The organism is Shigella flexneri 2a str. 301, from assembly GCF_000006925.2.
Lineage (GTDB): Bacteria > Pseudomonadota > Gammaproteobacteria > Enterobacterales > Enterobacteriaceae > ECMA0423.
The window spans coordinates 764,354-778,940 of record NC_004337.2; the positions used below are offsets into that span (position 1 = coordinate 764,354).

General features: G+C 53.8%; 13 protein-coding genes. 4 read left to right on the top strand and 9 right to left on the bottom strand.

Features of this window, described 5'->3' with window-relative positions:
* Positions 1–15: 15 nt before the first annotated feature.
* Genes ybhN through ybhP form a run of 3 tightly spaced genes read right to left on the bottom strand, consistent with a single transcriptional unit; the run spans position 16 to position 2,971 of the window.
* A complete protein-coding gene (gene ybhN, locus SF0738; protein ID NP_706666.1) occupies positions 16–972 on the bottom strand; it encodes a hypothetical protein in 957 nt (318 codons plus the stop codon).
* Positions 972–2,213: a cardiolipin synthase 2 gene (gene ybhO, locus SF0739; protein ID NP_706667.1), complete on the bottom strand. Its 1,242-nt coding sequence runs from the start codon at positions 2,211–2,213 to the stop codon at positions 972–974. Before ybhO ends, ybhN begins: the two co-directional genes overlap by 1 nt.
* Positions 2,210–2,971, bottom strand: coding sequence for a hypothetical protein (gene ybhP / locus SF0740; RefSeq protein NP_706668.1), 762 nt, complete (start codon positions 2,969–2,971; stop codon positions 2,210–2,212). The genes ybhO and ybhP overlap by 4 nt, the downstream gene beginning before the upstream one ends.
* Positions 2,972–3,103: 132 nt before the next feature.
* Between ybhP and ybhQ the strand changes: the two genes are divergently transcribed.
* Positions 3,104–3,514, top strand: a complete 411-nt coding sequence (gene ybhQ, locus SF0741) for a hypothetical protein (RefSeq protein NP_706669.1) — start codon at positions 3,104–3,106, stop codon at positions 3,512–3,514.
* On the opposite strand, the gene ybhR is transcribed toward ybhQ, so the two are convergent.
* Genes ybhR through ybiH form a run of 5 tightly spaced genes read right to left on the bottom strand, consistent with a single transcriptional unit; the run spans position 3,476 to position 9,129 of the window.
* The gene (gene ybhR, locus SF0742) at positions 3,476–4,582 is read right to left on the bottom strand and encodes a hypothetical protein (protein ID NP_706670.1); all 1,107 of its coding nucleotides are present in this window, start codon (positions 4,580–4,582) and stop codon (positions 3,476–3,478) included. The two genes, ybhQ and ybhR, sit on opposite strands and share 39 nt — an antisense overlap.
* A gap of 10 nt (positions 4,583–4,592) precedes the next feature.
* Positions 4,593–5,726 (bottom strand): hypothetical protein, encoded by a 1,134-nt coding sequence (ybhS, locus tag SF0743; protein ID NP_706671.1) that lies wholly within the window; start codon positions 5,724–5,726, stop codon positions 4,593–4,595.
* Positions 5,719–7,470 carry an ABC transporter ATP-binding protein gene (ybhF, locus tag SF0744; RefSeq protein ID NP_706672.1) on the bottom strand — a complete coding sequence of 584 codons (1,752 nt, stop codon included), beginning with the start codon at positions 7,468–7,470 and terminating at the stop codon, positions 5,719–5,721. The genes ybhS and ybhF overlap by 8 nt, the downstream gene beginning before the upstream one ends.
* Complete coding sequence (locus SF0745) at positions 7,448–8,446, bottom strand: efflux pump membrane fusion protein (protein ID NP_706673.1); 999 nt, start codon at positions 8,444–8,446, stop codon at positions 7,448–7,450. The genes ybhF and SF0745 overlap by 23 nt, the downstream gene beginning before the upstream one ends.
* The gene (ybiH, locus tag SF0746; RefSeq protein ID NP_706674.1) at positions 8,446–9,129 is read right to left on the bottom strand and encodes a DNA-binding transcriptional regulator; all 684 of its coding nucleotides are present in this window, start codon (positions 9,127–9,129) and stop codon (positions 8,446–8,448) included. The genes SF0745 and ybiH overlap by 1 nt, the downstream gene beginning before the upstream one ends.
* Before the next feature lie 216 nt (positions 9,130–9,345).
* Here ybiH and rhlE point away from each other — a divergent pair, with 216 nt between their 5' ends.
* A complete protein-coding gene (gene rhlE / locus SF0747; protein NP_706675.1) occupies positions 9,346–10,566 on the top strand; it encodes an ATP-dependent RNA helicase RhlE in 1,221 nt (406 codons plus the stop codon).
* A 173-nt stretch (positions 10,567–10,739) separates the two neighbouring features.
* Here the strand turns inward: rhlE and ybiA are convergent, their stop codons facing one another.
* Positions 10,740–11,222 (bottom strand): hypothetical protein, encoded by a 483-nt coding sequence (gene ybiA / locus SF0749; RefSeq protein NP_706676.1) that lies wholly within the window; start codon positions 11,220–11,222, stop codon positions 10,740–10,742.
* A 119-nt stretch (positions 11,223–11,341) separates the two neighbouring features.
* Here ybiA and dinG point away from each other — a divergent pair, with 119 nt between their 5' ends.
* Entirely contained in the window at positions 11,342–13,492 is a 2,151-nt protein-coding gene (gene dinG / locus SF0748) for an ATP-dependent DNA helicase DinG (protein NP_706677.2), read from the top strand.
* A gap of 27 nt (positions 13,493–13,519) precedes the next feature.
* Entirely contained in the window at positions 13,520–14,482 is a 963-nt protein-coding gene (gene ybiB, locus SF0750) for a glycosyl transferase (RefSeq protein ID NP_706678.1), read from the top strand.
* Positions 14,483–14,587: the final 105 nt, after the last annotated feature.

Consider the following 14,587-nt stretch of genomic DNA (forward strand, 5'->3'; position numbering starts at 1 on the left):
GAACTTAACTAAACTTCACATCGCCGCTTCATTTTTCGCCCGTAGCTTCTTCGCTTGGCTTTCCAGTAGCAGGTAACAGATCAGCGCCAGCAGCAGCGGGATAAAGTAATACAGGACGCGATAAGCGAGCAGGGCGGCGATAATGCTCCCTTTCGAGGTATGCTCCCCAGCCAGTAGTGCGATAAACACCGCTTCCAGCACACCGATCCCCGCCGGAATATGCACGATGACGCCAGCAATACTACTAACCAGTAACACGCCCAGTACAAAGAAATAGTTCACGCTTTGACCAAGTAACAGCCAGATAATCGCCCCCATTACCATCCAGTTAACGCTGGAAATCAGCATCTGAGCGAGGGCGAATTTCCATGAAGGCAGCACCAGCTTTTGCCCTTTGATGGTCATATGGCGGTGCTTCGCGAAAGCGCAAAACCACAAATAAACCGCGATAATCATCAGTAAGCCAATGCCGAGAATACGCAGCGTAGTTTGATCGACATACCAGTAATCCGGCAACTCCACCACGCCTGCGGTAAAGATAATCCCTGCCAGTAAAATATAGCCCAGCCAGTTGGTGGTAATACTGAGCGAGGAAATCCGCGTAATAGTGCTGCCCGGTAACCCTAGTCGGGAGTACAAACGATAGCGCATACCAATGCCGCCGACCCAGGTACTGAGCGTCAGGTTGAAGGCGTAGCAGATAAACGACACCAGCATCACCTGGCGCTTCGCCAGTTTGTGACCGCAGTAAAAGCGGGCGAGCAGGTCATAGCAGCCGTAAATCAGATAGCTGACGACCACCAGCCCGACCGCACTAAGCAGCGCAACGCGATTGTAGTCGCGGATGACCTTCCAGACCTCTTCCCAGTCCACTTTTTTGGCGTAGACCACCAGCAACACAATCACCGCGATAAAAAACAGCCAGGTGAGGATCTTCTTTGCTAAGCGCCAGCGCGGGTGTGATTTACTCATCAGGGGTTTACCCCCGTGTTTTCAGTTTCTACCCGATCCTGCGTTTCCATTGTCGGTTGTGCGGGGGGATCAACCTGCGTCAGACGTGGTGTGTGTGCCGGAAGCCAGCCAACCAGCGCCGGGAAGTGGCGTAAAAAGTGGAACGCCAGCACGCTTTTGGTCAGGTTCCACCAGGTGCGTTTGGGCAGCATGGTTTCATCCACCTGCTGACAATCTGCGGCAATAATGCCGTTCAGATTATCGCGCAGCGTCTGGTTAAAATGACGATCGTGGATGATGACATTTGCTTCGAGATTCAGTGACAAACTGAGCGGATCGAGATTACTGGACCCTACTGTCGCCCAGTGATCGTCCATCAATGCCACTTTGCCGTGGAGCGGGCGGCGGCGGTACTCAAAAACCTGAACGCCGCCTTTAACCAGATAGTTATACAGCAAGCGCGCACCGACTCTGACAATCGGCATATCCGGTTCGCCCTGAATGATCAGTTTGATCCGCACCCCGCGCCGTGCCGCTTTACGCAAGGCGTGTAAAAATCGATAGCCGGGGAAGAAGTAGGCGTTGGCGATAATCACTTCCCGCTGCGCCTGAGTGAGCATTTTCAGATAATGGCGTTCAATATCATCGCGATGTTCTTCGTTATCGCGCCAGACCAGCAATACCTGCGCTTCTCCCGGCTGGCGGTTCTCTTCCGCTTTGTGATGACGTCGCCACCAGCGTCGTGCCGCGCTCTGTCCAGGCAGGTTTTCCAGCTCAAACTGGAGAATATCTTCGACAATCGGCCCTTCAAGGCGTACCGCGTAATCCTGTTTAGCCTCTGGACCGTAGCTGGACATATGCTCGGAGGAGTAATTCAGCCCGCCAATAAAGGCGATACGCGCGTCGATCACCACAATTTTGCGATGCATCCGGCGAAACACATTGGTGCGCATACCAAAAAGGCGAGGGCGGGGATCGTAGTAGCGGAACACTACGCCAGCTGCCGTCAGTTCATTGACAAACTCATCGCTGAGATCCGGCGAACCGTAGCCATCCAGCAAGACTTCCGCTTTAACCCCGCGTTGCGCTGCTGCCAGTAGTGCCGCATGCAGCTGTTTGCCGACGTTATCCTCAAACCAGATAAACGTTTCAAGAATGATGCGTTCTTGTGCCTCGCCAATCGCCTTAAACACCGCGGGATAATATTGCTCGCCGTTTTCCAGCAACTGGATCTTATTGCCTTCGCGCCAGCTACATTTCATAAATGAATCTCCGCACTTAAAGGGGCATGATCAGAAAGGTGTCGCCATGTCCGCAGCGGCAACGCGGTTGGCGCGCTGGCGCTGGCATTTTTGACGTAGATCCTGTCCAGTCGTAGTAGAGGAAATTGCACCGGAAACGTGCGCGCCGGGCGTCCGTGGGCGCGGGTAAAAATCTCATCCAGTCCGGCCTGCACTTTTAACGGATGATTAGCTTTTTGCCGCCAGTCATTGAAATCACCCGCCACCAATACCGGTTCGCCGTCCGGTAGCTCATTCACCCATTCGGCGAGCATCGCAAGCTGCGCCTGACGGTGCGCCTCACGCAGGCCCAGATGTACGCACATCACATGAATCGCTTTTCCGGTCATCGGCGGCACAATGCGGCAGTAGAGCACGCCGCGCTTTTCCGCACCATCGACCGAAACATCGCGATTCTCATAATGTTCAATGGGATAACGCGACAGTACGGCGTTGCCGTGATGCCCTTCCGGGTATACGGCATTGCGACCGTAGGCAAAATCGCTCCACATAGTGTCGGCGAGAAACTCGTAGTGCGAGGTATCGGGCCAGTTTTCCACATGCAGCGGATGAACTTCGTGCGCGCCCATCACTTCCTGCAGGCAAACAATATCGGCGCTGACGGTACGCACGGCATCGCGAAGTTCCGGCAAAATGAAGCGTCGGTTAAACGCGGTAAAGCCTTTGTGAATGTTGATGGTGAGCACCTTGAACGAAAATTGTTGTGTTTGATCGGGCATAATTTTCCTGTCTTTGCCTCTTATCTCATTGAAATAGTGTAGTCGGCGTCACAAAAAGGTGCGGTCTTACGGAATTTTCCGTAAAGTTCGGTACTCTGAGTAAGTAGAGATAAATTCTTCAGGAGAGAAGCCATGAAGTGGCAACAACGTGTTCGTGTCGCAACGGGTCTAAGTTGCTGGCAGATTATGTTGCATTTACTGGTAGTGGCGCTGCTGGTGGTGGGCTGGATGAGTAAGACTCTGGTTCACGTCGGCGTGGGATTATGCGCACTGTATTGTGTCACGGTAGTGATGATGCTGGTGTTTCAGCGCCACCCCGAGCAACGCTGGCGTGAGGTGGCAGACGTGCTGGAAGAGCTGACCACGACCTGGTATTTTGGCGCAGCGCTGATTGTGCTGTGGCTGTTGTCCCGCGTACTGGAAAACAACTTTTTGCTGGCAATTGCAGGGCTGGCGATCCTTGCTGGCCCGGCGGTAGTGTCTTTGCTGGCGAAAGATAAGAAGTTACATCACCTTACGTCTAAACATCGCGTACGCCGCTGACCCTGTCGTGGCCGTTATCACCAGTAGCGGCCACAAACTATTCCACACAATATCCAGACTCGCATCCTTCAAATAAATCTGCTTGGTAATGTCCGTAAAGTGGCGAATAGGGTTAATCCACGTCAGATTTTGCAGCCACACTGGCATGTTTTCCACCGGCGAAACGTAACCGGAAAGGAGAATGGCGGGCATCATAAAAACAAACACGCCGATAAACGCCTGCTGTTGTGTCGAGCAGAGTGATGAAATCAACAGACCGAATCCCACCAGCGATAAACCGTAAATCACCATCGTAAAGTAGAACAGCGCTAGCGATCCGGCGAAGGGGATTTGATACGCCCAGATACCAATCGCCAGCACAATGGTGGCCTGGAAGGTGGCGACAATTAACGCCGGTACGGCTTTGCCGATGAAGATCTGCCAGGTGGTGAGCGGCGAAACCAGTAGCTGATCGAGCGTACCTTGTTCACGTTCGCGGGCGACGGAAAGTGAAGTGACGATCATTACGCCGATAGTGGTGATCATGGCGATCAGCGACGGCACCACAAACCATTTGTAGTCGAGATTCGGGTTATACCAGTTGCGTACCACCAGCTCGCTGTTGTTGGGTTTCGGTTTTCCTTCCAGCAGCTCCTGCTGATAATTTTTGACGATCTGTTGCAGGTAGTTGGCGGCAATTTGCGCACTGTTGGAGTTACGCCCGTCGAGGATCAACTGCAACGGCGCGGTCTGGAAGGTATCCAGTTTGCGCGAGAAGTCAGCCGGGAAACGCACCAGTAGTAACGCCTTTTGTGTGTCGATGGTCGGGCGGATCTCCTGTGGGCTTTTCAGCAGCAGCACATGTGTAAAGGCGCTGGCGCGGGCAAAACGTTGAGTAAGTTCCACCGAATGCTCGCCGTTATCTTCATCGTAGATGGCGATGGTGGCGTTAGTCACTTCCAGCGTGGCGGCGAACGGGAACAGGATCACCTGAATTAGCACGGGTAAAATCAGAATCGCGCGGGTTTGTGGTTCGCGCAGCAACGACTGCAACTCTTTGCGGATTAACGTCCATAAGCGATGAAACATGCTCTTCTCCCTAATCCAGCCGACGTTTGGTTTTCAGCCACGTCAGGCCGATAAACATCACCGCCGAAGCGATCAAAAACAGCACGTTTACCACCAGCACCACTGGAATATTCCCGGCGAGGAACAGGCTTTGCAGGGTGCTGACGAAATAACGAGCGGGAATAATGTACGTCACCGCGCGGATCACCGCGGGCATACTGTCGATCTGAAAAATAAAGCCGGAAAGCATAATCGACGGCAGAAAAGCGGCGTTCAGGGCGACCTGAGCGGCATTGAACTGGTTGCGGGTAATCGTGGAAATCAGCAGCCCCATTCCCAGGGTACTGAGTAAAAACAGGCTGGAGATAAAAAACAGAATCAGCAGCGAACCGCGATACGGCACGCCGAGAATAAACACTGACACCAGCATACACAGCAACATCGCCAGCATCCCGAGAAAGTAATAAGGGATCAGCTTACACAGCAGCAGTTCCGTGCGGGTAATCTCCGTAGAGAGCAGAGCCTCCATGGTGCCGCGTTCCCATTCTCGCGCCACCACCAGCGAGGTGAGAATCGCGCCGATGACCGTCATGATAATGGTCACCGCACCCGGGATAATAAAGTGCTGGCTTATCGCCGCCGGGTTAAACCAGTAGCGGGTTTGTACATCAATAAGCGGTTCAAAAGTCTGCCCGTTGTCCTCCGCTCGCTGCATTTGCCAGATCTGCCAGATCCCTTCGACATACCCCTGCACAAAGTTAGCGGTATTCGGCTCACTGCCGTCGGTGATCACCTGAATCGGTGCGGTGGCGTTGGCGCGCTCCATCTGTTCGGCGAAATCCACGGGAATAACCACCAGACCGCGAATTTTCCCCGACTGCATTTTGGCGATCAGTTCCTGACGGTTATCGCTGATGGTGGCGTCGATGTAGGGCGAACCGGTCATGGTGTGGGTGAAATCCAGCGCCGCTTCGCTACGCTGTTCCAGCAAAATCCCGACCCGCAGCTTGCTGGAGTCGAGGTTAATGCCGTAACCAAAAATAAACAGCAGTAGCAGTGGGATCACTACCGCAATCAGCCAGCTACTCGGATCGCGAACGATCTGCCGCGTCTCTTTGACGCACAGCGCCCGCACGCGATGCCAGGAAAGGATCGGGTTACTCATTGCTATGCTCCTTATCCCAGTCGTGGATCAACTGAATAAAGGCTTGCTCCATGGTGGGATCGGGTTGCTCATCGTTAGCTGACTGTGCTTTCAAATCGTCCGGCGTACCGCTGGCGATTAATTTCCCACGGTACACCAGGCCGATGCGGTCGCAATATTCCGCTTCATCCATAAAGTGGGTGGTGACCATCACCGTGACGCCTTTCTCTACCATGCTGTTGATGTGCAGCCAAAATTCACGGCGGGTGAGGGGGTCAACGCCGGAAGTCGGTTCGTCGAGAAAGAGAATATCCGGTTCATGCATCAGCGAACAGGCCAGCGCCAGCCGCTGTTTAAAACCTAATGGCAGTTCATCGGTGGCGTGTGAGGCAATACTTTTCAGGCCAAATGCCTCGCTCATACGGGAGATTTTTTCGTTCTGCGCCCGACCGCGTAAGCCATACACACCAGAGAAAAAGCGTAAATTCTGTTCGACCGTCAGGTTGCCGTAGAGCGAAAATTTTTGCGCCATATAGCCGAGATGCTGGCGCGCTTTACCGGAACTCTCTTTCAGATCCATCCCCAGCACCAGCGCCTGGCCGGAAGTCGGCACCAGCAAACCGCACATCATCTTAAAGGTGGTCGATTTACCCGCGCCGTTTGGCCCCAGCAAACCAAAAATCTCCCCACGTTTAACGGCAAAGTTGACGTGATCGGTGGCGGCAAAATCACCAAATTTCTTGGTCAGTTCTTTCGCTTCGATCACCGTCTCGCCGGGTGTGCCTTCTACCGTATGCAATATTGCACCCAGCGGCGATTCTGAGGTTCCGGCACCGCCCAGCAAATCAATAAACGCATCTTCAAAACGCGGCGTAGTTTCGTTGATGTTGATTTCCGGCATCCCGTCGGCATGGCGAATATCGTCTGGTGTGGCCTCTTTTTTGAGGATCAGACGTACCGATTTCCCCTGAATCATGCCATCGCTGACCTGCGGCAGTTTCAAGGCGCGTTGCAACAGTTTGCGGTTGCCCTCGTGTGGACTGGTCATCAGAAAGCTGCGTCCGGCCATGGTTTGTGTCAGGGCTTTTGGTTCTCCCTGATACAGCAACTCGCCTTCGTTCATCAGTAACACGTCACGGCACTGCTCGGCTTCGTCGAGATACGAGGTACTCCAGAGGATTAACATCCCTTCGCCCGCCAGCTCATGCACCATCTGCCACAGTTCGCGCCGTGAGATAGGGTCAACGCCGACGCCGGGTTCATCGAGCAGCAACACTTTCGGTTCGCCCACCAGGGTACAGGCCAGGCCGAGTTTTTGTTTCATCCCACCGGAGAGCTTGCCCGCCAGGCGTCCGGTAAACGGCCCAAGAGACGTAAACTCCAGCAGGCGAGCAAAAGTTTGCTTACGTGCCTCGCCGGTGACGCTGCGCAAATCCGCGTACAGATTGAGGTTCTCCATCACCGTGAGATCTTCATACAGACCAAATTTCTGCGGCATATAGCCGAGCACGGCGTGCAGCGCGCCGTCGTTTTTGATCGGATCAAAGCCAATCACCGTGGCACTGCCGCTGTCGGGTTTCAGTAATCCCGCCAACATCCGCATCAGTGTGGTTTTACCTGCACCGTCCGGCCCCACCAACCCCGTCACATAACCGGCGTGAATGGTACAATCGAGCGGCGCGACGGCGGGCTTGTCCATGCCCGGAAAGCGTTTTTCCAGGCCGTTCAGCGTGATAACGGCATCATTCATGTCCTGCCTCGTCACCGAATTGTACCGTCACTGGCATTCCCTGGCGTAACGCATCATCGGCGTCGGTCACCACAATACGCAGGCGATAGACGAGGTCGGTACGCAGATCCGGTGTTTCGACGGTTTTCGGGGTAAATTCAGCAGTCGGCGAAACGAAACCAATCTGCCCGTGATACGGCTTGTCCGGGCGACCATCGGTATAAAGCAGCACTTTGCGCCCCGGCTGGGCCTGGTCAAGATTCCGTTCATCAACATAAGCGCGCACCCACACCGGACGCGTTAGTGAAACGGTAAACACCGTGCCACCTTCATTGAGAACCGTGCCTGGCTCTACCGCGCGCGTTAACAGCGTGCCATCAGACGGTGCTATCAACGTTGAGTCCTGTAAATTCAGCTCCGCCTGCGCCAGTTGCGCCTGCGCCTGTTCGAGGCTGGCTTTCGCCTGAGCGATGTCCTGTTCACGGTTACCGGAACGGTACTGACGCAATTTATCCTGTGCTGATTTCAGCGTTGCCTGTGCCTGGTCGCGCGAGGAGCGGGCATTTTCCAGGTCATTTGCCGAAATGGTGCGGCTTTTCCACAGTCCTTGCTGGCGGTTATAGAAGTTCTGCTCATAGTCATAGGCGGCTTGCGCCTGTTTCACCGCTGCGGCGGCCTGAGCGATTTCTTCATCGCGATACCCGGCAAGCATCAGATCATACTGCGCCTGTGCCACCGAGACGCCCGCTTTCGCCTGCATCAGGGCAATCTCATACGGCTTGTGATCCAGTTCGCCCAGCACCTGGCCCGCTTTGATAGCATCACCTTCGTCCACCGCCAGCGATTCAACGCGCCCCCCAACACGGAAACTAAGATTCACCGTACGAATATCCACGTTGCCATACAGCGTCAGGCCGTTATCCTGGCGGCTTTGATACCACCAGTAGCCTCCGGCAACCACGGCGGCAAGTACCACTACCGCCAGTCCGATCACGACAGGTTTTTTCATCACTACAAACTCCTTTGCGATAATCCTTGCAAAATCAGGTCGATATGACAGGTCACCGTCTGGTTGATCAGTTCGGTCTTTTCTTCATCGAACGCGGTCCAGCCGGTACGTAACAGAATTGTTTCTTTGCCAAGACGGAACGCCAGAATCTCACCAATCAACGCATGGGTATGAAGGATCATGCGGGTGTCATTAGCGTCGCAGCCGGTCCAGGCGGCAATCAGGCGTGTCAGGTGGCTGTGTAGCGGACTAATCACCTGTTCGTGCACCAGGTGGTAGGCTGCCGTGGGAGAGAGCTGCTCACGGGAGATAAACTTGCTGAGGTTGACGGTGTCATCCTGGGTGAGCAGCTTAATCATGTTCCTGCAGGCGCGAAGGATCAGTTCACGGATGGCAGCCCGATCAGGCTGTGGTTGGGCGAACAAGCGTTCGGCTTCCTCGGCATGCGGACGGAACTGCTCGCCAATAAAATCGGCAATCCACTGGGCGCAGGCGAGGTACAAATCTTCTTTCGAACCGAAGTAGTAGGTGATGGCAGCGATATTCTGCCCGGCCTGGGCGGCTATCTCGCGGGTGGTGGCGTTCATTCCATATTCACCAAACTGCGCCAGTGCGGCAGCAATCAGCTGTTTTTTCGCCTGTTCACCCTTGATTGTCATGGCAGGATTATTCATCGCACAGTCCATTCTTAATCAAATGATTGATTAAGATTATGACTCCATATGGGAGTTGTCCAGTATGGCTAAGAATTTTAGCTACGCCAGTCACAGGGATAATTTATGCGCTGCGTCACAAAAACTGCTACACTCCGCTCCCTCATGACATTGTGGTTTTTGTCATTTTCCTTTTCAGTATCTCCCTGAAAACTACACCGGTAACGGTCGGGGCGGTTCGGAGTAGTTATGTCTTTCGATTCTTTGGGTTTAAGCCCTGATATCCTGCGCGCCGTTGCCGAGCAGGGTTACCGTGAACCCACCCCTATTCAGCAGCAGGCGATCCCTGCTGTGCTGGAAGGCCGCGACCTGATGGCTAGCGCCCAGACCGGCACCGGCAAAACAGCGGGCTTTACGCTGCCGCTGTTGCAACACCTGATCACTCGCCAGCCGCACGCCAAAGGGCGTCGTCCGGTACGTGCGCTCATTCTTACCCCGACCCGTGAACTGGCGGCACAGATTGGCGAAAACGTCCGTGATTACAGCAAATACCTGAACATTCGTTCGCTGGTGGTGTTTGGCGGTGTCAGCATTAACCCACAAATGATGAAGTTGCGCGGCGGCGTTGATGTGCTGGTGGCAACGCCGGGACGTTTGCTGGACCTGGAACATCAAAATGCAGTGAAGCTGGATCAGGTTGAAATCCTCGTCCTCGATGAAGCTGACCGCATGCTCGACATGGGCTTTATCCACGATATCCGTCGCGTGTTAACAAAACTGCCAGCGAAACGCCAGAACCTGCTGTTCTCTGCGACCTTCTCTGACGATATTAAAGCCCTGGCGGAAAAACTGTTGCACAACCCGCTGGAAATCGAAGTGGCACGCCGCAATACCGCGTCTGATCAGGTGACCCAGCACGTTCACTTTGTCGATAAGAAACGCAAACGCGAATTGCTGTCGCACATGATTGGTAAAGGGAACTGGCAGCAGGTGCTGGTGTTTACCCGTACCAAACACGGCGCTAACCATCTGGCTGAGCAGCTCAATAAAGATGGCATCCGTAGTGTGGCGATCCACGGGAATAAATCGCAAGGTGCGCGTACCCGTGCGCTGGCTGATTTTAAATCGGGTGACATTCGCGTACTGGTGGCGACCGATATCGCTGCGCGCGGTCTGGATATCGAAGAGTTGCCGCACGTCGTCAACTATGAACTGCCAAACGTACCGGAAGATTATGTCCACCGTATCGGGCGTACCGGTCGTGCGGCTGCTACCGGTGAAGCGTTGTCGCTGGTGTGTGTTGATGAACACAAACTGCTGCGTGATATCGAAAAACTGCTGAAAAAAGAGATCCCGCGCATTGCGATTCCGGGCTATGAGCCGGACCCGTCAATCAAAGCCGAACCGATCCAGAACGGTCGCCAGCAACGTGGCGGCATCAGGCTGATGAACAAACGCAAAACTGCCTGATGCGCTACGCTTATCAGGCCTACGTGAACTCTGCAATATATTGAATTTGCATGCTTTTGTAGGCCGGATAAGGCGTTTACGCCGCATCCGGCATTTCACAACAAGCACTTGTCAGCAATTTGAGAACACGGGAAAAAATTTATCTGTTTTACCGCCCATAAGCCACCGAGACGTTACTTCTCTATAGCCAATTGTTCGCGCAACTCCATTAAAAGGTAGCCCAGTCGATTCTTGCCCTTACCATTACCACCGTCTCCCCAGTAAGCATCGTTTTCCGTATGCTCAACCAGTTTTGCGGGCGCGGTTGCCAGCAAGAGCACACGCAGTTCTGCATGCTGTTCGAATTTAGCGCGAAGTGCTTTACGCATCACCTGTTCTTTAACCGACTCCCAGTTTTTACGAAGTGGCTTGGAACGATTACGCCCCATGCGAGCGGCGACCATGGGGGAAGAAACCCGACGGATCTCTTCGCGGTATTTTTCATCAAGGAATTTTTGTGCCTGAAAATAGTGTTCGGAGGTGGGCCAGGTATTCCCGTCAACCTTGATGGGCCTGGCGGCAAAGTTAGAAAAATCACCGTAGTCATCGCTGGTGCTGTAGAAATTTATGATGGTGTCTTGCATGACGTGTTGGATCCTTTGTGCTCGAACGGGCATTAAACCGCATTATGTTGGTGGTTATTGCGAGCCGCTTTCCAGAAACAGAAAAACCATTACCCCTGAAAACCGAAAAATGCCACAATATTGGCTGTTTATACAGTATTTCAGGTTTTCTCATGGCATTAACCGCCGCGCTTAAAGCGCAAATTGCCGCCTGGTATAAGGCGCTTCAGGAACAGATCCCCGACTTTATTCCCCGTGCGCCGCAGCGGCAGATGATTGCGGACGTCGCCAAAACGCTGGCCGGAGAAGAAGGGCGGCATCTGGCGATTGAAGCCCCCACCGGCGTTGGGAAAACGCTCTCCTATTTGATCCCCGGCATCGCCATTGCCCGCGAAGAGCAAAAAACGCTGGTGGTGAGTACCGCCAACGTGGCGTTGCAGGATCAGATTTACAGCAAAGATTTACCGCTGCTGAAAAAGATCATTCCCGATCTTAAATTCACTGCCGCTTTCGGGCGTGGGCGCTACGTTTGTCCACGTAATCTGACGGCGCTCGCCAGCACTGAACCCACGCAACAGGATCTGCTGGCGTTTCTTGACGACGAACTGACGCCAAATAATCAGGAAGAGCAAAAACGTTGTGCGAAGCTGAAGGGCGATCTCGACACTTATAAATGGGATGGTCTGCGCGATCATACGGATATCGCTATAGATGATGATCTCTGGCGTCGTTTGAGTACCGACAAAGCCAGCTGCCTCAACCGTAACTGTTACTACTATCGTGAATGCCCGTTTTTTGTTACTCGTCGGGAGATTCAGGAAGCGGAAGTGGTGGTGGCAAACCATGCGCTGGTGATGGCGGCGATGGAAAGCGAAGCCGTACTGCCTGACCCGAAAAATCTGCTGCTGGTGCTGGACGAAGGTCATCACCTGCCAGATGTGGCCCGGGATGCGCTGGAGATGAGCGCTGAAATCACCGTGCCCTGGTATCGACTACAGCTGGACTTGTTCACGAAACTGGTCGCTACCTGCATGGAGCAGTTTCGCCCGAAGACCATCCCACCGCTGGCGATCCCTGAACGTTTGAATGCGCATTGTGAAGAGTTGTATGAGCTTATCGCCTCGTTAAACAACATTCTCAATCTCTACATGCCTGCCGGGCAGGAGGCAGAGCACCGTTTTGCGATGGGCGAACTGCCTGATGAATTGCTGGAGATCTGCCAGCGGCTGGCAAAACTCACCGAGATGCTGCGTGGTCTGGCGGAGTTATTTCTTAACGATTTAAGTGAGAAAACCGGCAGCCACGATATTGTGCGTCTGCATCGGTTGATTTTACAGATGAACCGCGCGCTGGGGATGTTTGAGGTGCAAAGCAAACTCTGGCGGCTGGCGTCTCTGGCGCAATCTTCCGGTGCGCCGGTGACCAAATGGGCGACGCGGGAAGAGCGCGAAGGGCAGCTACACCTCTGGTTTCACTGCGTGGGAATACGTGTCAGCGATCAGCTGGAAAGGCTGCTGTGGCGCAGTATTCCGCACATTATTGTCACCTCCGCAACCTTGCGTTCGCTGAATAGTTTTTCGCGTTTGCAGGAGATGAGTGGTCTGAAAGAGAAAGCGGGCGACCGTTTTGTGGCGCTGGATTCCCCCTTTAACCACTGCGAACAGGGCAAAATTGTTATTCCCCGGATGCGCTTTGAGCCTTCCATCGACAACGAAGAGCAACACATTGCCGAAATGGCGGCCTTTTTCCGTGAACAGGTGGAGAGCAAAAAATATCTCGGTATGTTGGTACTGTTTGCCAGCGGACGGGCGATGCAGCGCTTTCTCGACTATGTGACGGATTTACGCCTGATGTTGCTGGTGCAGGGCGATCAGCCGCGTTATCGCTTAGTTGAACTGCACCGCAAACGCGTTGCCAACGGTGAGCGTAGCGTGCTGGTGGGCTTACAGTCATTTGCCGAAGGGCTTGATTTGAAAGGTGATCTGCTCAGCCAGGTGCATATCCACAAAATCGCTTTTCCGCCCATCGACAGCCCGGTGGTGATCACCGAAGGGGAATGGCTGAAAAGCCTCAACCGCTATCCGTTTGAGGTGCAAAGCCTGCCGAGCGCCTCGTTTAACCTGATTCAGCAGGTTGGGCGACTGATTCGAAGCCACGGTTGCTGGGGCGAAGTGGTTATCTACGACAAACGCTTGCTGACAAAAAATTATGGCAAGCGACTACTGGATGCATTACCGGTATTTCCGATAGAGCAACCGGAAGTCCCTGAAGGTATAGTTAAAAAGAAAGAAAAAACGAAATCCCCACGCCGTCGGCGGCGTTAATGATGTGAGTCAGGTAAGGAGTCGTAAATGGACTATCGCAAAATCATTAAAGAGATCGGGCGCGGGAAAAACCACGCGCGCGATTTAGACCGGGATACTGCGCGCGGTCTGTATGCTCATATGCTCAATGGTGAAGTCCCTGACCTTGAGTTGGGCGGCGTATTGATTGCGCTGCGTATCAAAGGGGAAGGGGAAGCAGAGATGCTCGGCTTTTACGAAGCCATGCAAAATCACACCATCAAGCTGACGCCGCCTGCAGGCAAGCCGATGCCGATTGTCATCCCCAGTTACAACGGCGCGCGTAAACAGGCTAACCTGACGCCATTATTGGCGATTCTGCTGCATAAACTCGGTTTTCCTGTGGTGGTTCACGGAGTTAGCGAAGATCCAACTCGCGTGCTGACAGAAACCATTTTCGAACTGATGGGTATTACACCAACGTTGCACGGCGGGCAGGCGCAGGCGAAGCTCGACGAACATCAACCGGTGTTTATGCCTGTCGGCGCGTTTTGCCCGCCGCTGGAAAAACAACTGGCGATGCGCTGGCGGATGGGCGTGCGTAACAGTGCACATACCCTGGCGAAACTGGCGACGCCATTTGCCGAAGGTGAGGCACTGTGTCTTTCCAGCGTTTCGCATCCGGAATACATTGGACGCGTCGCGAAGTTCTTTAGCGATATCGGCGGGTGGGCGTTACTAATGCATGGTACTGAAGGCGAAGTGTATGCTAATCCGCAGCGCTGCCCGCAGATCAATCTCATTGACCGTGAAGGGATGCGGGTGCTGTATGAAAAACAGGACCCTGCTGGTAGCGAGTTACTGCCACAAGCAAAAGATCCGGAAACCACGGCGCAGTGGACTGAGCGTTGCCTGGCTGGCAGCGAAGCGATTCCCGAATCGCTGAAAATCCAGATGGCTTGCTGCCTGGTGGCTACGGGTGAAGCGGCAACTATCAGCGATGGCTTGGCGCGCGTTAATCAGGCATTTTAATTTTTATCTCAGCCGGATGAGCCACGTCATCCGGCTTTTACCCCACCGCAATATGAAATTCCTGCATCTTTATTGACCTTCCCGCGCCCGGCGTGCAGCATAAAA

Coding starts and splice junctions, on each gene's coding strand:
- ybiH (NP_706674.1), bottom strand. CDS start 9,129: ATGGACTGTGCGATGAATAATCCTGCCATGACAATCAAGGGTGAACAG.
- ybiA (NP_706676.1), bottom strand. CDS start 11,222: ATGCCCGTTCGAGCACAAAGGATCCAACACGTCATGCAAGACACCATC.
- ybhQ (NP_706669.1), top strand. CDS start 3,104: ATGAAGTGGCAACAACGTGTTCGTGTCGCAACGGGTCTAAGTTGCTGG.
- ybhS (NP_706671.1), bottom strand. CDS start 5,726: ATGAGTAACCCGATCCTTTCCTGGCATCGCGTGCGGGCGCTGTGCGTC.
- ybiB (NP_706678.1), top strand. CDS start 13,520: ATGGACTATCGCAAAATCATTAAAGAGATCGGGCGCGGGAAAAACCAC.
- ybhN (NP_706666.1), bottom strand. CDS start 972: ATGAGTAAATCACACCCGCGCTGGCGCTTAGCAAAGAAGATCCTCACC.
- ybhP (NP_706668.1), bottom strand. CDS start 2,971: ATGCCCGATCAAACACAACAATTTTCGTTCAAGGTGCTCACCATCAAC.
- ybhO (NP_706667.1), bottom strand. CDS start 2,213: ATGAAATGTAGCTGGCGCGAAGGCAATAAGATCCAGTTGCTGGAAAAC.
- ybhR (NP_706670.1), bottom strand. CDS start 4,582: ATGTTTCATCGCTTATGGACGTTAATCCGCAAAGAGTTGCAGTCGTTG.
- rhlE (NP_706675.1), top strand. CDS start 9,346: ATGTCTTTCGATTCTTTGGGTTTAAGCCCTGATATCCTGCGCGCCGTT.
- dinG (NP_706677.2), top strand. CDS start 11,342: ATGGCATTAACCGCCGCGCTTAAAGCGCAAATTGCCGCCTGGTATAAG.